The sequence below is a fragment of the Verrucosispora sp. WMMC514 genome (assembly GCF_027497295.1).
Taxonomy (GTDB): domain Bacteria; phylum Actinomycetota; class Actinomycetes; order Mycobacteriales; family Micromonosporaceae; genus Micromonospora; species Micromonospora palythoicola.
This window is the reverse complement of record NZ_CP114906.1, coordinates 1,116,975-1,138,899: the sequence shown is the minus strand read 5'-3', so window position 1 is coordinate 1,138,899 and position 21,925 is coordinate 1,116,975. Positions and strand designations below refer to the sequence as shown.

26 protein-coding genes are annotated in these 21,925 nt (G+C 70.7%); 18 read left to right on the top strand and 8 right to left on the bottom strand.

What is annotated here, in order from left to right; all coding sequences use genetic code 11:
• Positions 1-66 precede the first annotated feature (66 nt).
• The 3 genes from aztC to aztB are packed head-to-tail and all read right to left on the bottom strand — an operon-like array spanning position 67 to position 3,082.
• Positions 67-978 (bottom strand): zinc ABC transporter substrate-binding protein AztC, encoded by a 912-nt coding sequence (gene aztC / locus O7597_RS05135; protein WP_269737968.1) that lies wholly within the window; start codon positions 976-978, stop codon positions 67-69.
• Positions 975-2,168, bottom strand: coding sequence for a hypothetical protein (locus tag O7597_RS05130; RefSeq protein ID WP_281582138.1), 1,194 nt, complete (start codon positions 2,166-2,168; stop codon positions 975-977). The genes aztC and O7597_RS05130 overlap by 4 nt, the downstream gene beginning before the upstream one ends.
• Entirely contained in the window at positions 2,165-3,082 is a 918-nt protein-coding gene (gene aztB, locus O7597_RS05125; RefSeq protein WP_269737966.1) for a zinc ABC transporter permease AztB, read from the bottom strand. Before aztB ends, O7597_RS05130 begins: the two co-directional genes overlap by 4 nt.
• An 11-nt stretch (positions 3,083-3,093) precedes the next feature.
• Between aztB and aztA the strand changes: the two genes are divergently transcribed.
• Positions 3,094-3,738, top strand: a complete 645-nt coding sequence (gene aztA, locus O7597_RS05120; RefSeq protein WP_269737965.1) for a zinc ABC transporter ATP-binding protein AztA — start codon at positions 3,094-3,096, stop codon at positions 3,736-3,738.
• Between the two features lie 145 nt (positions 3,739-3,883).
• Here the strand turns inward: aztA and O7597_RS05115 are convergent, their stop codons facing one another.
• Complete coding sequence (locus tag O7597_RS05115; protein WP_269737964.1) at positions 3,884-4,336, bottom strand: hypothetical protein; 453 nt, start codon at positions 4,334-4,336, stop codon at positions 3,884-3,886.
• Between the two features lie 171 nt (positions 4,337-4,507).
• On the opposite strand from O7597_RS05115, the gene rpmF reads away from it, so the two are divergent.
• The 4 genes from rpmF (at position 4,508) to O7597_RS05095 (ending at position 7,474) form a co-directional block, all read left to right on the top strand.
• Positions 4,508-4,687: a 50S ribosomal protein L32 gene (rpmF, locus tag O7597_RS05110; protein ID WP_269737963.1), complete on the top strand. Its 180-nt coding sequence runs from the start codon at positions 4,508-4,510 to the stop codon at positions 4,685-4,687.
• Positions 4,684-5,916: a GTP-binding protein gene (locus tag O7597_RS05105; protein ID WP_269737962.1), complete on the top strand. Its 1,233-nt coding sequence runs from the start codon at positions 4,684-4,686 to the stop codon at positions 5,914-5,916. Before rpmF ends, O7597_RS05105 begins: the two co-directional genes overlap by 4 nt.
• Positions 5,917-5,931: 15 nt before the next feature.
• Positions 5,932-6,654, top strand: a complete 723-nt coding sequence (locus O7597_RS05100) for a class I SAM-dependent methyltransferase (RefSeq protein ID WP_281582137.1) — start codon at positions 5,932-5,934, stop codon at positions 6,652-6,654.
• 412 nt (positions 6,655-7,066) lie between these two features.
• Entirely contained in the window at positions 7,067-7,474 is a 408-nt protein-coding gene (locus tag O7597_RS05095) for a Fur family transcriptional regulator (protein ID WP_164447543.1), read from the top strand.
• 32 nt (positions 7,475-7,506) lie between these two features.
• Here the strand turns inward: O7597_RS05095 and O7597_RS05090 are convergent, their stop codons facing one another.
• Genes O7597_RS05090 through O7597_RS05075 form a run of 4 tightly spaced genes read right to left on the bottom strand, consistent with a single transcriptional unit; the run spans position 7,507 to position 10,357 of the window.
• On the bottom strand, positions 7,507-7,938 hold the full coding sequence (locus O7597_RS05090) for a Fur family transcriptional regulator (protein ID WP_269737960.1): 432 nt from the start codon (positions 7,936-7,938) through the stop codon (positions 7,507-7,509).
• Between the two features lie 6 nt (positions 7,939-7,944).
• A complete protein-coding gene (locus O7597_RS05085; RefSeq protein WP_269737959.1) occupies positions 7,945-8,808 on the bottom strand; it encodes a class I SAM-dependent methyltransferase in 864 nt (287 codons plus the stop codon).
• Positions 8,805-9,068, bottom strand: coding sequence for a type B 50S ribosomal protein L31 (locus O7597_RS05080; RefSeq protein WP_269737958.1), 264 nt, complete (start codon positions 9,066-9,068; stop codon positions 8,805-8,807). The genes O7597_RS05085 and O7597_RS05080 overlap by 4 nt, the downstream gene beginning before the upstream one ends.
• Complete coding sequence (locus O7597_RS05075) at positions 9,065-10,357, bottom strand: GTP-binding protein (RefSeq protein WP_281582136.1); 1,293 nt, start codon at positions 10,355-10,357, stop codon at positions 9,065-9,067. The genes O7597_RS05080 and O7597_RS05075 overlap by 4 nt, the downstream gene beginning before the upstream one ends.
• A 46-nt stretch (positions 10,358-10,403) precedes the next feature.
• On the opposite strand from O7597_RS05075, the gene O7597_RS05070 reads away from it, so the two are divergent.
• The 13 genes from O7597_RS05070 (at position 10,404) to O7597_RS05010 (ending at position 21,860) form a co-directional block, all read left to right on the top strand.
• Positions 10,404-10,889 (top strand): winged helix-turn-helix domain-containing protein, encoded by a 486-nt coding sequence (locus O7597_RS05070; RefSeq protein ID WP_332317114.1) that lies wholly within the window; start codon positions 10,404-10,406, stop codon positions 10,887-10,889.
• Positions 10,890-10,962: 73 nt separating this feature from the next.
• A complete protein-coding gene (gene rpmB / locus O7597_RS05065) occupies positions 10,963-11,199 on the top strand; it encodes a 50S ribosomal protein L28 (RefSeq protein WP_164449684.1) in 237 nt (78 codons plus the stop codon).
• A complete protein-coding gene (gene rpmG, locus O7597_RS05060; protein WP_093410686.1) occupies positions 11,199-11,366 on the top strand; it encodes a 50S ribosomal protein L33 in 168 nt (55 codons plus the stop codon). The genes rpmB and rpmG overlap by 1 nt, the downstream gene beginning before the upstream one ends.
• Complete coding sequence (gene rpsN / locus O7597_RS05055; protein ID WP_281582135.1) at positions 11,366-11,671, top strand: 30S ribosomal protein S14; 306 nt, start codon at positions 11,366-11,368, stop codon at positions 11,669-11,671. The genes rpmG and rpsN overlap by 1 nt, the downstream gene beginning before the upstream one ends.
• An 89-nt stretch (positions 11,672-11,760) precedes the next feature.
• Positions 11,761-13,233 carry a choice-of-anchor M domain-containing protein gene (locus tag O7597_RS05050; protein ID WP_269737953.1) on the top strand — a complete coding sequence of 491 codons (1,473 nt, stop codon included), beginning with the start codon at positions 11,761-11,763 and terminating at the stop codon, positions 13,231-13,233.
• Between the two features lie 129 nt (positions 13,234-13,362).
• A complete protein-coding gene (locus O7597_RS05045) occupies positions 13,363-14,583 on the top strand; it encodes a DUF916 domain-containing protein (protein ID WP_269737952.1) in 1,221 nt (406 codons plus the stop codon).
• A 41-nt stretch (positions 14,584-14,624) separates the two neighbouring features.
• The gene (locus tag O7597_RS05040) at positions 14,625-16,172 is read left to right on the top strand and encodes a TIGR03773 family transporter-associated surface protein (protein ID WP_269737951.1); all 1,548 of its coding nucleotides are present in this window, start codon (positions 14,625-14,627) and stop codon (positions 16,170-16,172) included.
• A 5-nt stretch (positions 16,173-16,177) separates the two neighbouring features.
• Positions 16,178-17,764, top strand: coding sequence for an anchored repeat ABC transporter, substrate-binding protein (locus O7597_RS05035; RefSeq protein WP_269737950.1), 1,587 nt, complete (start codon positions 16,178-16,180; stop codon positions 17,762-17,764).
• Positions 17,765-17,778: 14 nt separating this feature from the next.
• Positions 17,779-18,765: a choice-of-anchor M domain-containing protein gene (locus tag O7597_RS05030; RefSeq protein ID WP_269737949.1), complete on the top strand. Its 987-nt coding sequence runs from the start codon at positions 17,779-17,781 to the stop codon at positions 18,763-18,765.
• Complete coding sequence (locus tag O7597_RS05025) at positions 18,762-19,505, top strand: anchored repeat-type ABC transporter ATP-binding subunit (RefSeq protein WP_269737948.1); 744 nt, start codon at positions 18,762-18,764, stop codon at positions 19,503-19,505. The genes O7597_RS05030 and O7597_RS05025 overlap by 4 nt, the downstream gene beginning before the upstream one ends.
• Positions 19,505-20,443 carry an anchored repeat-type ABC transporter permease subunit gene (locus tag O7597_RS05020; protein ID WP_269737947.1) on the top strand — a complete coding sequence of 313 codons (939 nt, stop codon included), beginning with the start codon at positions 19,505-19,507 and terminating at the stop codon, positions 20,441-20,443. The genes O7597_RS05025 and O7597_RS05020 overlap by 1 nt, the downstream gene beginning before the upstream one ends.
• Before the next feature lie 119 nt (positions 20,444-20,562).
• Complete coding sequence (locus tag O7597_RS05015; protein WP_269737946.1) at positions 20,563-21,210, top strand: choice-of-anchor M domain-containing protein; 648 nt, start codon at positions 20,563-20,565, stop codon at positions 21,208-21,210.
• Positions 21,207-21,860 carry a choice-of-anchor M domain-containing protein gene (locus tag O7597_RS05010; RefSeq protein WP_269737945.1) on the top strand — a complete coding sequence of 218 codons (654 nt, stop codon included), beginning with the start codon at positions 21,207-21,209 and terminating at the stop codon, positions 21,858-21,860. Before O7597_RS05015 ends, O7597_RS05010 begins: the two co-directional genes overlap by 4 nt.
• The last annotated feature ends 65 nt before the right edge of the window (positions 21,861-21,925 follow it).

The window sequence follows — 21,925 nt, the reverse complement described above, 5'->3', positions numbered from 1 at the left end:
ATTGCAACTGACAATCATTTCTATTAACTCTACACGGGGTGCTTCCCGGCCCGACGTGGGGGTGTGTCAACCGGAGAGGCCGCCGATGATCGCCTCGGCGTTGAAGCGCATCATCGCCAGGTAGCTGGGGGCGCCGCCGTCGGCTTCACTGAGCGACTCCGAGTACAGGGCGATCACCTTGACGTTGATGTCTGCCTCCGAGACGAGCACCTCGGCGAGCCGGGCCGGCTGTGAGGTGTCGACGAAGATCGCCGGCACCCGGTGGGTCCGGATGGCGGTGACCAGCGAGGCGAGATCCGACGAGCTCGGCGACGCGAGCGTCGTGCCGCTCGGGATGATCGCGCCGATGATCGTGAAGTCGTAGCGATCGGCGAGATAGCCGAACACGTGGTGGTTGGTGACCAGGACCCGACGCTCCGGCGGGATGGCGGCGAACCGCCGCGCGAGGTCCGCATCCAGCTCGCCGACCCTCTTCGCGTACGCCTCCGCGCGCTCCCGCACCGCGCGGGCGTCCACCCCGTCGACGTGCTCGATGATGTCGTCGGCGAGCAGCCCCACCGCCGTGACCACCCGCTCCGGATCCGTCCAGAAGTGCGGATCCGGCAGGCCGGCGGCGTCGCCGTCCTGGTACTCCATCGAGTCGATCCTGGCACCCACCTCGACGGTGTGGACGCCCTCGGCCTTCGCCGACTCGACGTGGCGCAGGACGCCCTCTTCGAGTCCCAGGCCGTTGTAGACGACCAGGTCGGCCGTCTGCATGGTGTGCGCCTCCCGGGCCGAGATGGCGAACGAGTGCGGGTCGGCGTTCGGTTTCATCAGCACGCTCACCTCGGCCTCGTCGCCGACGATCTCGTTGACGACGTCGCCGAGGATGTTCGTGGTCACCACGATGCGGGAGTCGTCCCGTGAGGCGCAGGCCGCGCCGCCGGTCAGCAGGGCACCGACGAAGAGCATCGCGAGAAGCTGTCGTGCTCTCATCGGCCGACCTCCACGGCGAGATCCGGTCGTTCGGTGACCTGCAGCGCGCGGGCGGTGCGTAGCCCGTCGCGGTAGTCGATCTCGTGGATGACCTGGGCCTTCGGATCGGCCAGGTAGGCGCGGTCGATGTCCAGCGTCAGGCTGGCGGCGCGCAGCGGCTTCTCGGCGAGGATCTTGCCGGTCTCGAGGTCATAGCTGATCAGGTTCTCGGACGCGTCGAGGGCGAGCACCGTACTGCCGTCAGCAGGTGACGCAGCGGCCACCAGTTCGCGGCCGGTGGCCGGCACGTACCGCAGGGTGGCCTTGGCGGCGTTCACCGACCAGATGCCGGCCTGGTCGGCCACCGCGGCCTCGTTGCTGCGCGGGCGGTAGCCGAACCCGTCCGACGCCACCGGTGTCCGCGGGGAGGCCAGCGTCTTGGCGGCGAGCTTGTCGCCCTCCAGCTTGACCCGTACGAAACTGTCCGCACAGGCGAAGACCGCGCCGCCACGCAGGACGGCCCACCCACGGGGCGCCGCGCAGGGCACCTCGAAGGCACCTGTCGGCTGGCCCTTCGCGTCCATGGCGACGATGCGGTCGGCCGGCCGCCGGGGATCGTCGCCCAGGGCGACGAGGAGCTGCTCGGCGTACGGTACGGCCAGCGGCGCGGAGCTCTTCGAGTCGATCGTGGCCAGTTTGGCGACCTTGCCGGCCTCGAGTTCGCGTCGGTCGAGGACCGTCACCTTCCCGTCGGTGGTGCCGACCGTGGTGTGGGCCTCGAAACCGGCGATCGTCCGGACCGGTGCGTCGAGCGACAGCGTGCCCACCGACCGGGACGGTGCCCGGTAGTAGTGGACGTGGTCGACATGGTCGACAGTCCACACTCCGGCGTCGACGATCTCGAGGGTGCGGTCGCCGCCGTCGACGTAGACGAAGCGGCCGTCCTCGGTGAGCTGTTCGGCACCGACCGACAGCCCGATCTCGTTCTCCGCACTGGTGCGCAGGTCGAGCAGGCGCAGCCGCTGGGCGCCGCGGGTCGCGTACGCGATTGTCGACTGCGCTTCGGCCAGTTCCTCGGCGCCCTCGACGTAGCCGTGCGGCGTCTCCTCGACGTCCTGTGGTTGTTGTCCTGTCGAGCCGCACGCGGAGATCGCGAGCGTGAGGCCCAGGGCGGCCACGCCGAGGAGCCTTCCGGTGGTGCTGGTGATCACGAAGATCCTTCCGGTGCGGGGATGGGGGGGAGCGTGGGGACCGATGACCGATGGCGTCGCGCTGCGGTCGTGACCCGTCGCACGCCGAGAATCCCGAAGAACATCGCTACCGCGACGGCGGCGATCGTGGCGCCGGCAGCGGTCGCCGCGTACCAGGAGATCCACAGACCGATCACGGTCGCGACCGAGCCGATGCCGAAGCTGGTGAGCATCACCGCCGGCAGTCGGCGCGCCACGAGCATTGCCGCCGCCGAGGGCGCGATAAGCATCCCGAAGGCGAGCAGTGTGCCGACGACGCTGAAGGCGACAGCCATCGTGATGGTGAGCAGGGCCAGCATGACGGCGTTGGCGACCTCGGGGCGCAGGCCGAGGGTCCGGGCCTTGCGCGGGTCGAAGGTGAGCGCCAGGAACGGTCGGTAGCAGATGGCGGAGGCCACCGCGACGACGGCGACCGCGGCGGCGAGCAGCAGCAGGTCGGGCCACCGGATGGCCAGCACGTCACCGAAGAGGAAGGCGGTCAGGTCGGTGGCGAACGACCGCGAGTGCGACACGACGATCACCCCGACCGAGAGCATCCCCACGAACAGCAGCCCGATGCTGGTGTCGCGCCCGAACTCGCGGCTGTGCCGTAGGGCGTTGACGCCGAGCGCCATGGCGAACGCGCTGGCGGCCGCCCCGACGACGAGGTTGCCGCCGAAGATGGATGCGATGGCGACACCGGGCAGCATGCCGTGGCTCATCGCCTCGCCGAGAAAGGTCATGCCGCGGGCGATCACCCACACGCCGACCAGGGCGCACACCGCGGCCAGCAGGATGCCGCCGATCAGCGAGCGGACGACGAAGGACACGGTGAACGGTTCGAGGAGTGACGCCATCACCGGGTCGACTATAGTGCAATTGATAATCGATATCATTTGGGGGAGCGTTGGGCGCTGAGGTCCTGACCGTCGAGCACGTGGCCTTCCGGTACGCCGGCATCCCGGTGCTGCGAGACGTGAACCTGCGCGTGGAGGCTGCCGCCACGGTCGCCGTGACCGGCGCGAACGGTTCCGGCAAGAGCACTCTGCTGCACCTGCTGGCCGGCGTCGAGGAGCCGGCCGAGGGCAGCGTCCGGCGCCGGGCCGGCTGCCGGCTGGCGCTGCTCCCGCAGCGCACCAGCGGCATCGACGCGCTCCCGCTGACCGTCGCGGAGTGCGTGCAGATCGGTCGGTTCCGGCCGCGTCGACGCCTGAATCGCGACGACCGTGCCGCCGTGAGCACGATCATGGAGCGGCTCGACCTCGTCCACCTGGCCCGGCGGCGGTTGCGTGAGCTGTCCGGCGGGCAGCGTCAGCGCACCCTCATCGCCCAGGCGCTCGTCCAGGTCGCCGACATCTACGTGCTGGACGAGCCCACGGTCGCCCTCGACGCGACGAGCCGGCAACGCGTCCACGACCTGCTCGCCGAACGGGTCCGGGCCGGAGCGGCGGTGGTCTACGCCAGTCACGACGCCGCCGACGCGGCCCTCGCCGATCGCACGGTGCGACTCGCGGGTGCGGTGGAGTGCACCATCACCGACACCCCGGTGTAGCAATGATCATGAGTGCCGGCCCGCCCGGGCGGGCTGTCCACCGCCCATCCCTGGTGTCGTGGCGATGGAGCAGCCGCAGCACGGACTGGCGCCTGAGTTGCCCCGGCTTCCGACCGGGGCGGGACGAGCCCTGTCGGAACCGGGTTCAGTGCTCGTCGTAATGGCCGCCGTGTGCGGCGTGCCGGTGGCCGTGGTGCACGTAGTCCAAGTGGTCGCCGTGCAGCACGGGGGAGTGGCCGCACCCGTCTCCGTGGATGTGGTCGTGCTCCTCGGCCACCACGTGCTCGCTTGACGCGCACTCGTCGTAGTGCCCGTCGTGGGCGTGGTGCACGTGCCCGTCGTGCAGGTAGTCGGTGTGGCCGTCATGGGCGAACGACACGTGCCCGCAGCCTTCGGCGTGCCGGTGTTCGTGTGCCTCGGCGGGGCTGTGCCCCTCGACGCTGCACTCGTCGTAGTGCCCGTCGTGGGCGTGGTGCAGGTGCCCGTCGTGCAGGAAGTCCACGTGCCCGAGATGCCGCACGCCCACGTGCCCGCACTCGGGGCCGTGCGTGTGCTGGTGTCCGGCGGTATGGGTGGGGTGGATGGTGTCCGTGCTCATGTCGCCCTCCTTTGCGTGCCTCGCTCTCGGGGCCAACGATACATGTTCAGTTGCGCATTTGTTTACGTGTTCCAGTGACAGCTCCTGTGCCGCCGGCTGGTCAAGGCGGCCTGTGAAAACGAAAACCGATACCGGTAGTCTGTGCCGTGACCCCGAGCTGAAGGAGTTCCTGTGGCCGTTCCGAAGCGGAAGATGTCGCGGTCGAACACCCGTCACCGGCGGGCGCAGTGGAAGGCGAGTGTGCCGCAGTTGATTCCCTGCCCCTGTCCGCGCAAGGAGATGGTGGTGCCGCACCGGGCATGCACGCACTGCGGCCTGTACAAGGGGCGTCAGGTGGTGGAACAGCCGTGACCGGCCGGCTGCCGGTGACGGTCCTGTCGGGGTTTCTCGGTGCCGGCAAGACCAGCCTGCTCAACCACGTCCTGGCCAACCGGGACGGGCTGCGGGTGGCGGTGATCGTCAACGACATGAGCGAGATCAACATTGACGTCGCGCTGGTCCGGGACGGCGGGGCGCTGTCGCGGACCGAGGAACGCCTGGTCGAGCTGACCAACGGCTGCATCTGCTGCACGCTGCGCGACGACCTGCTCGACGAGGTGGCCCGCCTCGCGCGGTTGGGTCGGTTCGACTATCTGCTGATCGAGTCCAGCGGGATCTCCGAGCCGATGCCGGTGGCCGCCACGTTCGCCTTCGGGGTGGAGGGCGGGCAGATCCTGGATGATCTGGCTCGGCTCGACACCACGGTCACCGTGGTCGACGCGGCGGGTCTGCTGGCGCGAATCGACGCGGGGGAGACCCTGGAAGCGCGCGGCCTGGCCGCGTACGAGGGCGACGACCGGAGCATCGCCGACCTGATGGTCGACCAGATCGAGTTCGCCGACGTGCTGGTGGTGAACAAGACCGATCTGGTGGCCCCGGAGGACCTCACGGTGGTGGAGGCGCTGCTGACCCGGCTCAACCCGGCCGCCCGGCAGGTCCGTGCCGTGCGCGGTCGGGTGTCACCGGCGGTGATCATGAACACCGGCCGGTTCGACCTGGAGCGAGCGGAGACCGCGCCCGGTTGGGTGGCCGAACTCAACGGTGAGCATGTGCCGGAGACCGAGGAGTACGGCATCTCCAGCATCGTGTTTCGCGACCACCGGCCGTTCCATCCGCAGCGCCTGTGGGAGTTGCTCGCCGGCGGCCTGGACGCCTTCGGTGTCGTGCGGTCGAAGGGGTTCCTCTGGCTGGCCAGCCGGCCGGACGCGGTGGCTCTCTGGTCACAGGCAGGTCCGTCCGGGCGGTGCGACCCGGCCGGTGTCCCGGTTGCGGTGTCGGGACAGTGGCCGGAGGATCCCGTCGAGCGGACCGAGTTGGAGTCCCGCTGGCATCCGACGTTCGGTGACCGTCAGCAGGAGTTGGTCTTCATCGGCGTCGGTCTGGACGCTGCCGGGCTGCGGGACGCCCTGACCGCCTGCCTGCTCACCGACCCGGAGGTCGCCGCCGGGGAGCCGACGTGGCGGGCCCTGCCCGATCCGTTCCCCGAGTGGGACATGGGCGGCCTGCACGAGCACGACCACGTCGAGCCGGTGCGGGTCTGATCGATCATGGCGACGATGCTCGCTCACGCTGACGTGGCCCGGTGGCGGCGGGACTGGGAGTCGGTGATGCGGCACTACCAGCCGGGTCGGGACGAGCTTCTCGCCGCCGGCCTCGCCGCGGCCGAGGAGGTTCACGGGCGGCGACCGGAGCGGGTGCTCGACGTCGGCGGCGGGCCGGGCACCACCGCGGAAGCGGTGCTGCGTCGATGGCCCGGCGCGCACGTCACCGTGCTGGACGTCGACCCGCTCCTGCTGGCGTTGACCGCCACCGCGTTGCCGCACGTGCGCACCGTCCGGGCTGACCTCCACACCGCACAGTGGCTCGCGCCGGCCGGTGGCCCGTACGACGTGGTGCTGGCGCTGATGACCGTGCACTATCTGCCCGAAGACCGGGTCCGCGACTGGTACGCCGAGGCTCGGCAACTGCTGCGGCCAGGCGGGCTGCTACTCGTCGGTGACGCGATGCGGGACGCACCGTCCACGGCCCCGTCGCTGGCAGACACGGGAGTAGATCCCTGGACCGCGTGGTGGACGACGCTGGCCGGCGAACCGTCGATGGCGCCGCTGCTGCGCGAGCGGGCAACCGCCCTGGCCGGTCTCGTCTGCGCGGAGTTCGCCGCGCCGGCCGGCTGGCACCGGGAGACCGCCTGGCGGGCCGGCTTCTCCGACTCGACGGTACTGCACCGGAGGGCGGACCAGGCCCTGATGGCTTTCCGCCGCCCGCCGGACGGCCGATGAACGTCAACGCGCACGCCGGGGTCACCGTCATCTACTGCGACGGCCATCGCTGCCACGCACTACGCCGAGCGGGCGGTTCGGAGGCTCCGGCGGATTACGTCGGTGCCGTCCGCGAAGCGGTGGGTCCAGCCGGAACGCGGTCCTGATCCGGGCGGGCTGCCTCGGTGCCTGCCATCGGGCGCCCGCGCTGCTCCTGCTCAGCAGCGCGGGCGGACGGCCAGCGCTGATCGGGCCGATCGAGACACCACACCACCGGCAGGCTGCCGTCGACCTCATCCGAGAGCCCGACCTGCCGCTCCGCTGACCTGCGTCGGTGTGATCCTCGACCGGCACGGTGACCTTGTCGGCTAGCATCACCGTCGCGATCCTCGGAACACCCGGACCGGGCGGAGCAAGGAGGAGGTGACTGTCGATGACAACGAATCCGATCCCCGGTGCCGTCCGCAACACCCGACAGCGGGCGGAGGTGGTCGAGCTGCTCGCTCGCTCGGACGAGTTCCGCAGCGCGCAACGTCTGCACGCGGAGCTCCGCGAGGGGGGAGCCGCGGTTGGCCTCACCACCGTCTACCGCACGCTGCAGGCCTTGGCCGACGCGGGTGAGGTGGACATCTTGCGACTGCCCACCGGTGAGCAACTGTTCCGCCGGTGCAGCCGCACCCACCACCACCATCTGGTGTGCCGGCACTGTGGCCGCACCGTCGAGATCACCGGCCCCGCCGTCGAGACGTGGGCCCGCCGCACGGCCGACCAGCACGGGTTCACCGACGTCAACCACACCCTGGAGATCATGGGCACCTGCGCCGCCTGCACCACCCGGTGACTGCCCGCCCAGGGCAAGCCGTGGTACGGGATCTACGGCGCCGCTGCGGTGCAGTCGGCGCAGTGCCCGTGCAGGTCGATCCGGTCGGCGTGCGGAGTGAAGCCGGTTGTCGCACGTAGTTCGGTGAGCCAGGCGTCCACCAGGTGCGGTGGGCACTCGGTGATCAGGCCACACGTGTCGCAGAGCAGGTGTTGGTGCGTGGTGTCCGGGCAGCGCCGGTAGGCGCGTTCCCCGCCCACCTCGAATGAGTGCAGCAGCCCGACCTCGGCGAGCCGGTGCAGCGCGCGGTACACGGTGCTGAGACCGATCCGGTGACCGGCACCGGTCAGCGCGGTGTGCACGGCCTGGGCGGTCATCGGGTGGGTCCGGCCGGTCAGCGCGGTGAGGATGGCCTGCCGTTGCCGGGTGGTGCGTACCCCGATTGCCCGCAGCGACGCGTCGGCGGGGGGCGCGGTCTCGGTCATCGCCGGTCAACCGCGCCGGCCGACATGGACACTGCGCGCCTCGAGAAGGAACACGTCGCGGCGGTTGCCGAGCCAGACCGGATCTTCCGGGTCGAGGAGCCGGTCCCAGGTGTGCAGATCGCCGGGGGTGAGCAGGCCGGTGTCGCGGAGCCGGCCGATGCGACTGGCGATGCCGTTGACGACAGCGCGCCGCTGGGGCGGCGCAAGCGGCGGGGACAACTCGCAGAGGGTGGTCGCGGTCGTGGCCGAATCCAGGCCGGCACGGCGCAGAGCCTCGTCCCAGCCGTACGGCATGGGTCGGCTGCCGGGTAGCGCGGCGCGCATACGGGCGAACCAGCGGTCCTCGGCGGTGTGCAGCCGCAGCTCCAGCCCGGGCTCGCCGACGCCAAGGTCCCAGGGCAGATGACGGGCGGGGAGGCCACCCTCGGCGAGCGCCAGCCGCCCGCCGCGAGCCAGCAGGGCGGCCAGGGCGTCGACGGCGCGTTGCTGGTCACCAAGGTGGTGCACCATGGCCGAGGCCCACACGAGATCAGCCTGCCCACCGGCCGTCTCCTGCAGGACGTTGATGTCATCGATGTCGACGAGCTTGACCTCGATGCGGATCCGCGGGTCCGCCCATTCGCGGTGAATCCGCGCCCGGGCCGTCTCCACGATTGCCGGTTCGGCGTCGACAGCGAGGATCTGGCCGCAGGTCATGTGTCGGGCGAGTGCGAGCGCCATGCCGGCACCGCCGCAGCCGACGTCGACCGCGAGCCGGTCGCCGGGGGCGACCAGCTCGCGGGCGACGGCCTGGTACCAGGCCCGGTCGGCCGTGGCGGCGTCGACGAGGTGGGGCGCGGCGGCCGCCCAGTCGATACGCGCCTCGGTCATCGGGGTTGCTGGGGTCCGCGGCGGGCGTACTTTGCGCGGAACCTCTCGACCCGGCCTTCGGTGTCGAGCAGGCGCTGCTTGCCGGTCCAGAAGGGGTGGCTGGCCGAGGAGATCTGGACGTCGATGACGGGGTAGGTGTTGCCGTCGGTCCATTCGATCGTCTGGTCGCTGGTGGCGGTGGAGCGGGTGAGGAAGGCGAAGTCGGCGTCCTTGTCGCGGTAGACGACGGGCCGGTAATCGGGGTGGATGCCAGGCTTCATGCGGGTCGCGCTCCTTCGGTGTCGGCCAGCTCCTCCGCCCCGAGGGGGAAGCAGCCGGCGAACGGGTCGGGGTAGGTGCGCCAGATCTGTTCACCGTCGGCGAGTTCGGCGTCGGTGAGCAGGCAGTTGGCGAGGGTGCGGTGCAGCTCGACGGGGTCGACGTCGAGGCCGATGAAGACCAGATGCTGGTGCCGGTCGCCGTAGTAGGGGTCCCAGTCGAGGGCGGCGGCGAGGCGACGCTGGTCCTCGACGTGTTCCCAGCGGTCTTCGGGCAGGCTGACCAGCCAGTGTCCGAGGGAGCCCATGGCCAGGCCGCCACCGGCGAACTCCCAGGCGATGACGGTGTCGGGTTGGCTGGCCAGCCAGAAGTGCCCGCGCGAGCGGATCATCTCGGCGTTTACCTCTTCGAGGACGTCGTGCAGGCGCTGCGGATGGAACGGGCGGCGGGCCCGGAAGACGGCGGAGACAACTCCACAGTCGGACTCCGGCTCGTGTGCGCCGAGGGTGTAGCCCTGTAGACCGCGGGCGAAGATCCCCGGGGTCTCCGGCCGGTGCCGGTGGGTGTAGCAAAGCTGCCTGGTCAACGTACCGGCGTCGACGACGTCTCCGTGGACGCGGACCGGCGTCGCCCACGGCGACATCCGTTCCAGCAGCACCGACAGGCGGCTGGTGTCGTACGCGCCCTCGCGGGACTCGCCCCACAGGACGAGGGTGTCGGCGTACTCGATCTGCCGGACCACCACGTCGGCCAACGCCCGGTCGTCGTTGTCGGCGGCCGCGATGCCGAGGGTCTTCAGGTCGTCGGTGCTGGCCAGCCCGTCGAGCAAGTGCTCGGCGTCGACCACGGTGACGTAGGAGTCGACCCGGATCAGGTCGGTGAGCGGCGCGCCGTCGACGAGGCAGTGCGCGCAGACGGCGGCGACCGACTCGGGCTCGACCACCTCGGGCAGCATCAACAGCAGGTCGCGGTGCGGCTGGGCGCGGGCCAGCCGGGCGAGGGTGGGCAGCACGTCCTCCCGCAGCGTGCAGGAGACGCAGCCGTGGGCCAGAGTGATCCGCTCGTCCTCGAGCACGCCGGCACCGTCGCGCACGATCCGGTGCACGGTGCCGGCGGCCAGGTCGGCGAGATCATGCCGGATCAGCAGCAGCGCCGGGTTCGCCGCCAGCAGCGTGCGAGCGACGGCGTACGTCGCGGACGGCCAGAAACCGCTGAGCACGGTCAACGACGGGCGGGTGTCGGCCGCCGTGGCGCCGGGCTCGGCGGGTGCGAGCGGTGACGTCGACATCACAATCCTCTCGACACAAACTGAAAACGGTTGTCATTATAGGCACGTGATGGGCGACGAGCGGGTGGGGGTGTCGGTGGAAAACGACGGGGGCGTGGTGGTCACCATCCGGTTGCCGGGTGTGGCGGGGCCGCTCGACGCCGATGCGACCCGCCTGCTGCGGCTGGTGCGTCGCATCGCCGCCCGCCAGGTCGGTGGCGGTGTCGAGCCTCCTGTCGCGAGGGGCACGCCCCTGCTGCGAGTCGTCCCGCACGCGCGCACGGTCTACTGCGACGGTCGCGAGATCCCTCTCACCCGACGCGAGTTCGACCTGCTGCGACACCTCGCCGACCATCCGCGGCGGGTGTTCACCCGCGCCCAGTTGCTCGATCGAGTGTGGGGGCATCCCTTCACCGGCGCCCGAAGCGTCGATGTCCACGTGCGGCGCTTGCGGGCGAAGCTCGGCGCCGACCTGCCGGTGATCTCCACCGTCCGTGGGGTCGGCTACGGGCTCGGTTCCGCCGTGTCGGTCGAGGTGGAGGGCGACCCCGGGTGAAGGCTCGTCCGAACGGCTGATGTAAAAACGAAAACCGTTCTCGTTACTGTCAAGCTTGAACTGGAGGAGAGTCGTGTCCCGACGCTGTGACGTCACCGGCGCGAAGCCGAGCTTCGGCAACGCCGTGTCCCACTCCCACCGGCGCACCCGTCGCCGGTGGAACCCGAACTTGCAGAACCACCGCTACTGGCTGCCGTCGGAGCGGCGGTGGGTCAGCCTCACCCTGACGGCGAAGGCGCTGAAGACCGTGGACCGTAAGGGCATCGAGAAGGTCGTCGCCGAGCTGCGTAGCCGGGGAGTGAAGCTCTGATGGCCCGCCAGACCGACGTCCGGCCGATCGTGCGGCTGCGCAGCACCGCCGGCACCGGCTACACGTACGTCACCCGCAAGAACCGCCGCAACGACCCCGACCGGCTGACCCTGCGCAAGTACGACCCGATCGTGCGCCGCCACGTCGAGTTCCGCGAGGCACGCTGATGGCCAAGAAGAGCCTGGTCAACCGGCAGGCCCGCCGCGAGGAACTGGTCGCCCGGCACACCGAGGCCCGGGCCGGGCTGAAGCGGCTGATCGCCCACCCGGACACCGACCCGGACGTACGTGCCGACGCGGTCCGCCGACTCAGCCGGCTGCCGCGTGACTCCAGCCCGGTGCGACTGCGCGTACGCGACCAGATCGACGGCCGCCCACGTGGGGTGCTGACCCGCTTCGGACTGTCCCGGGTTCGGTTCCGGGAGTTGGCCCTGCGTGGCGAGCTGCCCGGAATCCGCAAAGCGTCGTGGTGATCTCACGGGGTGCCGAGGGCACCCCGGGTTCCAGCGTGCTCGGTCCCGACCAGATCTACCACCGCAGACAGCGGTGGGAAAGGGGAGGTATGAATGCGACAGTGAGGGCTCGCGGTTTCGCGGCCCTTGTCGCGGGGGCGGTGGTGGTCGCCGGTACGGTGCTGGCGCCCACAGCCGCGTCTGCGGCGGAGAAGGTGGTGCTCTCCAAGGGGCACACCGACGCGGTGGACGTGCACTACAGCGACGGGGAGCTGTCGCTGAAGGTGCATGACGACACGGTCAGCCCGTCCGTGACCCGGGATCCGGTGGATGTGACGTTCCAGGTTCTGCCGGAGGCCGCGATGGCGGTTCCGGACGACTCCCGGTTCGCGTTTCTCGGGCCGGCGGGGAGCCAGATCTGGCTGCTGCCGATGACGCAGGATCCGGATCTGCTCTGGCCGGGTTGGAACACCACGACGCTGAAGAGCGGGGTGTTCGACGGGAACAAGGTGCGGCTGAGCCTCGTCGACGTCGAGGGGCCGGGCAACGTCACACTGTTCACGCAGGATTCGTTCGGCGGTCCGATCATCAAGTTCCGCTCCGATGACGGGCTTCCGGACGCCATCGACGTGCCGGTGCACACGCACGCGCACTCGAACTGGGCGTTCAGCGCATTGGGCAACTACACGCTGAAGTTCCAGGCCGACGCGACGTTGGTCGACGGCACCACGCTCAGCACTGGGCCGGTCGACTACTCGTTCGTGGTGGGCGAGCTGTCCGGCGGAGGGCCGGAGGTGAGCCTGGCGGTGAGCGGGATGGCCGCCGAGTACCAGCCCAACGACACGGTGACGCTGAACGCGGTGCAGACTCCGCAGACCGAGCTGGACCACTACCACTGGTTCAGCAGGTGCCCGGGCGCGGCGGACTGGAACATCATCTCGGGTGAGGGTGGCGCGAGCTACTCGTTCACCGCGACCCGGGAGCTGAACGCCTGCGAGTACGTGGCGAAGCTCTACGACGACGACCACGCGGTCGTGGCGACCAGTGAGCCGGTGACCTTGTGGGTGGCGTTCCCGCCGCAGGATCCGGGCACTTCGCAGACGATCACCGCGTCGATCGACGAGACGCAGGGCTCGCTGGTGATCAGCGTCAACCCGGACGACCGGGCCGTGGTGCTGCCGCCGGCGCAGCTCAACTCCGCCGGTGACCGGTGGGAGAGCATCGGTGAGTTGCGGCCGGTCACGGTGACCGACACCCGGGCGGGCCAGCCGGGGTGGAGTGCGTCCGGGCAGATCCCGGCGGACTTCGTCGGGCCGGACGGGGCGACGTTCAGCGCCGGTTACCTCGGCTGGACGCCGCGGGTCCTGGCTCAGGCTGACGGGCAGGGCGTGGTCCCCGGTCCGGAGGTGTCTCCGTACGTCGTCGGGGTTGGCGGCGGTCTCGGCAACAGCGCGGTGCTGGGTTCGGCACCGGACGGCACCGGACGGGGCAGCGCGCAGCTCGGCGCGGGCCTGCGACTGAGCCTGCCCACCGAGACGGCCGCGGGCACCTACACCGCGACCCTCACCCTCACCGCGATCTGATCGCACCACCTTGTCCGGTGGTCGGGCGTCGAGCCCGGCCACCGGACGACCACGGGGTGAGCGTGTCGGTGACACGACCCGCCCGCCCCGCACCTCCCTCGTACCCACAGGAACGGACCCGCCCCCGCAATGCGCCTGCTCGCCACCATCGTCGCCGGGATCGCCCTGCTCGGCGTGGTCCCCACGCCACCTGCCGCTGCGCTGGCCGCACCCGCACCCGCCACCCCGCCGGCGCAGCAAGGAACGTCGCCGTCGCCGGCACCGCCGTCCGCCGCCGCCACGTGGGGCGTGGCACCGTCGAGCGAGCGCGGACCGAACGGCCGGCCGGCGTTCAGCTACAAGCTCGATCCGGGTGCCACCCTGACCGACTACGTGGGCGTCACGAACCATTCGAACCGCCCGCTCACCCTCAGCCTCTACGCCAGCGACGCGGTCACCACCACGCAGGGCGGGTTCGATCTGCTGGCCGCCGATCGGAAGCCCACCGACGTGGGCTCGTGGGTACGCCTGCCGAACAAGACGGTGACCATCCCGTCGACGTCCCGGCTGGACATACCGTTCACGCTCACCGTCCCGAAGAATGCGACGCCCGGGGATCACGCCGGAGGGATCGTCGCCTCGCTGGCCGGCACCGCCGCCGACGCGCAGGGTAACCAGGTCGCCGTCGACCATCGGGTCGGCGTGCGCATCTACCTGCGGGTCGCCGGTGAACTACAGCCGACGCTCACCGTCGAAGACCTGCGAGTGCGGCACACCGGCTCGGTCAACCCGCTGGCCGGCGGCACGGTCACCGCCACATTCACCGTCCGCAACACCGGCAACGTCCGGCTCTCCGGACAGCCGGTGCTCGGCGTGGCCGGACCGTTCGGCCTGGCCCGGAAGTCCGTGGACGGTGCGGCCCTACCGGAGATCCTGCCCGGCGGCGAGCTGACCATCACCGTACGCATGTCGGATGTTGCGCCGCTGTTCCGGCTGACGGCGGACGCGACGGTCACGCTGGCCGCAGTGGGGGACCAGGTCCTCGACCCGCCGCCGCGGGCCGACCCGGCGCAGGCCGTCGTATGGGCGGTGCCCTGGCCACAGCTCGCCCTGCTGGCCCTGCTGGCCCTCGCCGGCTGGGCACTGGTCGCGACCCGCCGCCGCCGGGCGGCGCAGCTCGCGCGGGCGGTGGCCGCCGCTCGGGAGGAGGGCCGCGCGCAGGCCAGCCGGGCACCGGACAACCAGGACGTCGCAGTAGCCGCCGGCGGAGCAGCACCCGACGACCCCCCGATGCCGGACGCCGACAGTTCCGGCACGGGCTCCGACAACCGGCCTCTGGCCACTGGAAACACGGGGAAGGACAAGAAGTGACTCGGCTACGCCTGGGGGAGCGAAAAATGAGGACGAGAAGCATGCGCGTCGGTGCTGCCAGCCTTGCCGCCGTCGTGCTGGCACTGGCCTCCGCAGCGACGCCAGTCGCCGCGGAACCGGTCGCCGTCGTCTCGACCGGCGTCGACCTGGTCTCCGTCGCGCTCGACGGAGACACGATGTCGCTGCGCTTCCGGGACGAGCAGGCGGCCGGGCGCGACCCGGCCGAGGTGGTGCTCGGCCCGGACGGCGGCCTGGCCGGCCGCGTCCCGGCCGGACCGGCCCTCGCCTTCCTCGGGAAACCCGGCCACGCCGTGTGGGCACTGTCCGCCGGTGACACCGGGTTCCCGTCTCTGGACACCACCGGAGTACGCCCCGGCGTCGTCGTCGACGACCGGGTGACCCTGACGCTGGGCTCGGTCGAGGGGCCGGGGACGTTCACCGCGTACACCCTGTCCGGCCTCGGCGCGGCGACCCCGCTGTTCGGCAACGGTGCCGACCTGCCGCGGTCGACGCAGCTACCGGCGGGCGCGCGTACCGATGGCGTGGTGTGGGCCTTCGACGCGGCGGGCGAGTACCGGTTCACCCTGACCGGTTCGGCCGACCTGCGCTCGGGTGCGACGGCGCATGCCGAGGCGACGTACCGGGTCCACGTGCCGGCGATCGAGCCGGCTGAGCCGGCGGTGCCCGCACCGATGAAGCCGGCGGCGCAACCGCCCGCCGAGGCAGCCGAAGCACTCGCCGCGCCGAAGCCCGCCGCCGCGCCGAAGCCCGCCGCCGCGCCGAAGGCGGCGGCCGCGCCGCAGGCGGCGAAAGCCGCTGCCGGTGCTCGTCAGGTGATCGCCGACGGGCACGTCGACATGGGCCCGAACCTGTCCGGGGACAGCTGGACGATCCGGATCAAGGATGACCGGTCCAGCCCTCCGGTCTGGCGGGAGACCGCCGACGTGGTCCTGCACGCCAAGGACAAGGCGAAGATCACGGTGCCCGACGGAGCCGACTTCCTCGGTAAGGCGGGCGACACCGTGTGGGTGTTGCCGCAGACCCAGCAGGCGGGTCTCGTCTGGCCGGGCTGGAACACCCAGCACGCGTCCGTCGTGTCGGGAATCAAGGGCAACGTCACCTGGACGCTCAAGGGAGTCAACGGGCCCGGCCGGTTCGCCCTGTTCCTGACCGGCTCGTTCGGCAAGGCCGACGTGCTGTTCGACTCGACCAAGCCGTTCCCGCAGAAGCTGGACATCCCGCTCAACACCCACACGCACGGCAACTGGGCGTTCGGTAAGCCTGGTCTGTACCGCCTCGCGGTGCAGATGAGCGGCACCACGACCGCCGGCAAGGCGGTCACCGACACGAAGACGCTCACGATCGCCGTCGGCGACAGCACCGACCCGAACGCCGGCTTCGGCTCCGGCTCCGGCTCCAACGGTGGCGGCAACGGCGACGACGGTTCGGATCAGGGCGGTGGTGGCCCGCTGCCGCGTACCGGCGCGGGCTGGGTGCTGACGGCCGGGGCGCTCGGCGTCGTCCTCGTCGCGGTGGGAGCCCTGCTGTTGCTGCTGGTCCGCCGCCGCGCCGCCACCCAGACCGGGTGACGGCGGTGACGAGGACTGGCAGCCGCCGGGTCGGCGCACGGCGGCTGGTCGTGCTGCCGCTGTTGGTCGCGTTGCTCGCCGGCGGCTGTCGGTCGGAGGTGGCGTTGAGCTCGCACGACCAGCGGGTCCAGGTTCTGACGACCACCGGCATCCTGCGGGATCTGGCCCGCAACGTGGGCGGGGACCGGGTGAGGGTCACCTCGATGGTGCCGGACGGTGCTGATCCGCACAGCTACGAGCCGTCGCTGCGGGACATCCGCGACGTTGTCTACGCCGACGTGGCGTTCAGCAACTACCTGCTCCTTGAGGAGCAGGCCGTCATCAAGGCGCTCGACGCCAACCTGCGTGACGGCGTACCGAACGTCTCGCTGGCCGAGGGGGCGGTGAAGTACGCGGCGGACATCATTCCGCTGGTCGAGGACGTGTCGCTGGACACCATCTGGCTGGGCATGCGGGTACGCGGCACCGGCGCGGCGCTGGGGGCGAACCGGTCCTCGGAGGTGCTGCTCAGCGCGACCGGCGCGGACGGACCCGGTCGGATGCTCGCGTACCTGACCGAGTCCTTCGGCAACCCGTCGTTCTACGTCGACTCCGGCGACGGGTTCGACCCCGCCAACGGCTACCGGGACGACACCGCGACGCTTCCACCTGACGCGCACACCCACATGAGCTGGGCGTTCACCGAGCCGGGTGTCTACCGGCTGAGGATGCAGGCACGGCTGGCCGTCGACCCGCAGTCGGCACCCGTGCCCATGGGCGAGCAGGTGTTCACCTTCGCCGTCGGGGTGGACCCGCACTCGCTGCCGGGCATGTCGGAGGTACTGAACGGTGGGCACGCCGACGTCACGGTCGACCTCGACCAGCGGCGGCTCTACCTGCTCGCCGACCCGGAGGGCGGCGGCGAGGCGACCCAACGGGTGCACGACCCGGCGCGCACCGTCATCGAGGTGCCGAACAAGGCGCTGTTGGAGGTGCCCGGCGACCGGCGGTTCCGGTTCCTCGGCCGGCCGGGAACCCAGGTCTACCAGCTTCCGCAGGCGGTCCTCGGCAAGCACGTGCACGGGGAAATCGACCCGCACCTGTGGCAGAACGTCCGCAACGCCATCGCGTACGTGCAGCTGATCCGGGACACCCTGATCGGCGTGGACCCTGGGGGCGCCGCCGACTACCGCGCGAACGCCTCGGCCTACCTGCGGCAGTTGGAGGAGCTCGACACGTACGTTCGGGACACCGTCGCGCAGATTCCACAGTCGCGGCGTCACCTGGTCACCACCCACGACGCGTTCGGCTATCTGGGCAAGGCGTACGGCGTGCAGATATCCGGCTTCGTCACACCCAACCCGGCCGCCGAGCCGAGCCTGGCCGACCGTCGCCGGCTCACCGAGACGATCCGCAACCTGAACATCCCCGCCGTCTTTTTGGAGCCGAACCTGGCGGCCCGGTCCGCCACCCTGACCGAGGTGGCCCGGGAGGAGGACCTGCGGGTGTGCCCGATCTACGGCGACGCGTTCGACCGCGACGTCACCACCTACGCGGAGATGATGCGGTTCAACGCCGAATCGCTGCGCGACTGCCTGACCACGAACAAGTGATGGAGGAATCAGTGATGGCAGGACGGGCGCGCCGCACCCGCGCTACCACAGTCATCCTGCGCGGCGCGCTCGCGACGTCGATCGGGTTGGCGACGGCACAGGCCCTGGCACCAGCCCCGGCGCGGGCGGCCGAGCCGACGCCGAACCTCAGCCAGTCGATCGCGGCCGACCAGCCCCTCGCCACCGGCCGGGTGGAGCTGTCCGCCGGACACATCGACATCGGTCCCCGCTACGTCGATGACAGGTGGACCCTGCTGATCCACGACGGCACCCAGGCGCAACCGGTGTGGCGTGACCCCGACGACACGCTGCTGCGGGTGTCCGACGCCGCGCAGCAGACCGTTCCCGACGACCCGGCGTACGCCTTCCTCGGCATCGAGGCCGGCCAGCAGGCGTACGTGGTGCCGCAGGTCCAGGCCCAGGATGTCGTCTGGCTCGGCTGGAATACCCAGGATCCCCGGGTGATGCAGACCATCGACCGGGGGGTCACCCTGACCCTGCTCGGCGTGCGCGGTCCAGGAACCCTCACGACCTACCTCCAGTCGGGCAACTTCGCGCCGCCGCAGCCGCTGTGGCGGTCGGCCGAGTCGACGGCCCAGCCATTCTGGGTCGAGGTCAACACCCACACCCATGCGAACTGGGTCTTCTCCGCACCGGGGGTCTACCTGGTCGCCGTGCGGGTGTCGGCCGACCTGGTCAACGGCGAGGAGGTGTCGGCGACCCGGACACTGCGCTTCGCCGTGGGAGACGCCACCAGCGCCGACGAGGCCTTCGCCGCCACCGCGGACATCGCCGCGCCGGATGGCCAGGAACCGCCCGGCCAGGACCCGGTCGGAGCCGACGACCAGGCCGGTGGTTCCCAGACGCTCCTGATCACGGTGCTGGCCGGGACTGCCGTCGTGCTCGCTGTCGGCCTGGTCGTTCTGCTGTTGCGCGGACGCGGTGCCCGACGACGGGCCGAGCGGGAGCGCGCGATCGCCGCACCGGAGGATCAGCGGTGAGAGCACTGGAGATCGACGGGTTGGACGTGGACCTCGGCGGCCGGGCGGTCCTGCGGGACGTACGGCTGCACCTCGACCGCGGCGAGCTGGTCGGGCTGCTCGGACCCAACGGTGCCGGAAAGACCACATTGCTGCGCGCGATCCTGGCATTGACCGGCACCCGTGCCGGTCGGGTGCTGGTAGAGGGCAGACCGGCGCGTCCCGGCCGGTCCGAGATCGGCTACGTCCCGCAGCGTCACGAGTTCGCCTGGGACTTTCCCATCTCCGTGGAGCAGGCCGTGATGAGCGGTCGGACCGGCCGCATGGGGCTGCTCCGCCGCCCCGGTGTGCCCGACTGGCGGGCCGTGGGCGACGCCCTGGACCGCGTACAGCTCACCGAACTGCGCCGGCGGCCGGTCGGTGAGCTGTCCGGTGGGCAACGCCAACGCGTCCTGGTCGCCCGGGCTCTCGCCCTCGCGCCGCGCATCCTGCTGCTCGACGAGCCGTTCACCGGCCTGGACATGCCCACCCAGGAACTGCTGGGCCTGCTGTTCACCAGCCTGGCCGGCGAGGGGCACGCGGTGCTGATGACCACCCACGACCTCGTCGCCGCAGTGGACACCTGCACCCGCCTGGTCCTGCTCAACGGCCGGGTCATCGCCGATGGGCACCCCGCGGATCTGCAGGACGCCGAGCTGTGGACCAAGACCTTCGGCGTGAGCGAAACCTCACCCCTGCTGAAACTCGTGAGGGCGACCTGATGTCGATCACCGATTTCCTCACCGACCTGTTCAACCCCGACCTCGCGTTCCTGCCCAAGGCGCTGGCGATCGCGGTGATGTCCAGCATCGTCTGCGGCGTCGTCGGCTGCTACGTCGTGCTCCGCGGGATGGCCTTCATCGGCGACGCCGTGGCGCACGCGGTCTTTCCCGGTATCGCGGTCGCCTTCGTCCTACAGGGCAGCCTGGTCCTCGGCGGTGCCGTCGCCGGCGTCGTCACCGCACTGCTGATCGCGATCTTTTCCCAGAACCGGCGCGTCAAGGAGGACTCGATCATTGGGGTCTTCCTGGTCGGCGCGTTCGCCCTCGGCATCGTGATCATCTCGCAGGCACCCGGATACGCCGGGTCACTGCAACAGTTCCTGTTCGGCTCGATCACCGGCATTCCGGACCGGGACCTCTACGTCGTCGGCGGCACCGGCCTGGTCATCCTCGGTCTGGTGCTCGCACTGCACAAGGAGTTCGTCTCCGTCTGCCTGGACCGGGAGATGTCCCGCTCGATGGGGCTGCCGGTCTTCTGGCTCGACATCGTGCTCTACGTGCTGGTCACCCTGGCCGTGGTGATCTCCCTGCAGACGATCGGCAACATCCTCGTCCTGGCATTGCTGATCACGCCAGCTGCGGCGGCCCGCCTGCTCACCGACCGGCTCGGCGTGATGATGCTGCTGGCCCCGGTGATCGGCGGCACGTCGGCGCTCGTCGGGCTGTACCTGTCCTGGAGTTACGACACTCCGGTCGGCGGCACCGTAGTCCTGGTCGCCACCGTCATCTTCCTGGCCGCCTGGCTGTTCGCCCCACGACACGGCCTGCTGACCAGACGGATGCGCCGTGCCCGTGGGCGGGAATCCGCCGACGTCGCCCGATCTTCGTCGATTCCCGATCTCACGCGGCCACAGGACCCCTCGGCGTCGCTGCGGTAGGCAGGACCGCGGGCCGGCGGTGGGAAACGGCTCCTGGTCGACCCTTCCCCGTTCTATTGAAAACGACTATCGTTCCTCTTGGCTGTGGTCCAATGGGGACCACGGGAAGGAGTTCCTCTGTGCGTAAGCCCATCCGCCTGCTGCTCGCCTCCGGAGCGGTGACCGCGGCGCTGCTCGCGGCAGCGCCACCGGCGCAGGCATCCGTGGTGACGTTCAGCTCTGGGCACCTCGACCTGGTCGACATCGCCTACGAGGACGGCGAGCTGGAACTCGGCGTCCACGACGAGGACAACGACGTCGAGTACGCCGCCGACGAGGTCAAGATCGTCGTCAAGCGGCAGGCCAAGGTCACCGTCCCCAACGACCCCGCCTTCGGGTTCCTCGGCACCCCCGGGGTGTCGAAGGTGTGGATCCTGCCCGAGATCCAGAACACAAACCTCGTGTGGCCCGGCATCGCCGCCGAGGAGGTCGAGGCCGGCACCTTCACCTCCGACGCACTCACTCTCAAGCTGCAGTCGGTCAGCGGCCCCGGGCAGCTCGCCATCTACACCGAGAACGCCGTCGGGCAGCCCACCATCCTCGCCGACAGCGGCGACGGCCTGCCCGACACCATCGCGGTGACCGCCGGCGACCACACGCACGCCAACTGGGCCTTCGACTGCGCCGGCACCTACCGCATCACCTTCCGCGCCACCGGCACTCTCGCCGCCACCGGCCAGCGGGTCACCAGCGAACCCGCCACCCTGCGCGTCGTGGTCCGGTCGTGAGCCCCGTGCGTACCCGCAGCCGCTTCCTCGCCGGTCTCACCCTGACCGCAGCACTGCTCGCAGGCACCGCCACCCCCGCCGCCGCAGCACCGATCGTGCTCACCAGCGGCCACGTCGACGTCATCGACGTCGACTACGCCGGCGGCGCACTGGCCGTCAACGTGCTCGACGACACTGTCACCCCGTCGGTGGAACGCAACCCCGCCGACGTGGTCCTACGCGTTCCCACCGCGGCCAAGCTCACCGTGCCCGGCGGCAGCGCCTGGTCGTTCCTCGGCACCGGCGGCCAGGCCTGGGTGCTGCCCCAGAGCAACACCGCCGGACTGCTCTGGGCCGGCTGGAACACCACCGAGGTGCCCAGCGGCGTCTTCCAGAACAACCGCGTCACCTTCAAGCTCACAAACGTCAGCGGGCCGGCAGGATTCAGCATCTACACCGTCTCCGGCGGCACCCCGACGGTGCTGTTCGACAGCGGCAACGGCCTGCCCGACAGCCTCAACGTCAACCGCAACACCCACGCCCACGTCAACTGGGGCTTCGACGCCGCCGGCACCTACGCCGTCACCTTCGAGGTGACCGGCAAGCTGGCCTCCAACGGCAGCACCATCACCTCCGGTCCGAAGACCTTCACCTTCGAGGTGCTGGCCTGATCACTGCAATTGAACCCCGTTGACAACTCTGCGGTCCGCTGAGGCAAGGGGTGCCTCCGGGAGGC

Excerpts from the sequence above, each read along its gene's own strand:
- aztC (WP_269737968.1), bottom strand. The coding sequence starts at position 978 with ATGAGAGCACGACAGCTTCTCGCGATGCTCTTCGTCGGTGCCCTGCTG.
- aztB (WP_269737966.1), bottom strand. The coding sequence starts at position 3,082 with ATGATATCGATTATCAATTGCACTATAGTCGACCCGGTGATGGCGTCA.
- O7597_RS05115 (WP_269737964.1), bottom strand. The coding sequence starts at position 4,336 with ATGAGCACGGACACCATCCACCCCACCCATACCGCCGGACACCAGCAC.
- O7597_RS05100 (WP_281582137.1), top strand. The coding sequence starts at position 5,932 with ATGCTCGCTCACGCTGACGTGGCCCGGTGGCGGCGGGACTGGGAGTCG.
- O7597_RS05095 (WP_164447543.1), top strand. The coding sequence starts at position 7,067 with ATGACAACGAATCCGATCCCCGGTGCCGTCCGCAACACCCGACAGCGG.
- O7597_RS05090 (WP_269737960.1), bottom strand. The coding sequence starts at position 7,938 with ATGACCGAGACCGCGCCCCCCGCCGACGCGTCGCTGCGGGCAATCGGG.
- O7597_RS05085 (WP_269737959.1), bottom strand. The coding sequence starts at position 8,808 with ATGACCGAGGCGCGTATCGACTGGGCGGCCGCCGCGCCCCACCTCGTC.
- O7597_RS05080 (WP_269737958.1), bottom strand. The coding sequence starts at position 9,068 with ATGAAGCCTGGCATCCACCCCGATTACCGGCCCGTCGTCTACCGCGAC.
- O7597_RS05070 (WP_332317114.1), top strand. The coding sequence starts at position 10,404 with ATGGGCGACGAGCGGGTGGGGGTGTCGGTGGAAAACGACGGGGGCGTG.
- rpmG (WP_093410686.1), top strand. The coding sequence starts at position 11,199 with ATGGCCCGCCAGACCGACGTCCGGCCGATCGTGCGGCTGCGCAGCACC.
- rpsN (WP_281582135.1), top strand. The coding sequence starts at position 11,366 with ATGGCCAAGAAGAGCCTGGTCAACCGGCAGGCCCGCCGCGAGGAACTG.
- O7597_RS05050 (WP_269737953.1), top strand. The coding sequence starts at position 11,761 with ATGAATGCGACAGTGAGGGCTCGCGGTTTCGCGGCCCTTGTCGCGGGG.
- O7597_RS05045 (WP_269737952.1), top strand. The coding sequence starts at position 13,363 with ATGCGCCTGCTCGCCACCATCGTCGCCGGGATCGCCCTGCTCGGCGTG.
- O7597_RS05040 (WP_269737951.1), top strand. The coding sequence starts at position 14,625 with ATGCGCGTCGGTGCTGCCAGCCTTGCCGCCGTCGTGCTGGCACTGGCC.
- O7597_RS05030 (WP_269737949.1), top strand. The coding sequence starts at position 17,779 with ATGGCAGGACGGGCGCGCCGCACCCGCGCTACCACAGTCATCCTGCGC.
- O7597_RS05020 (WP_269737947.1), top strand. The coding sequence starts at position 19,505 with ATGTCGATCACCGATTTCCTCACCGACCTGTTCAACCCCGACCTCGCG.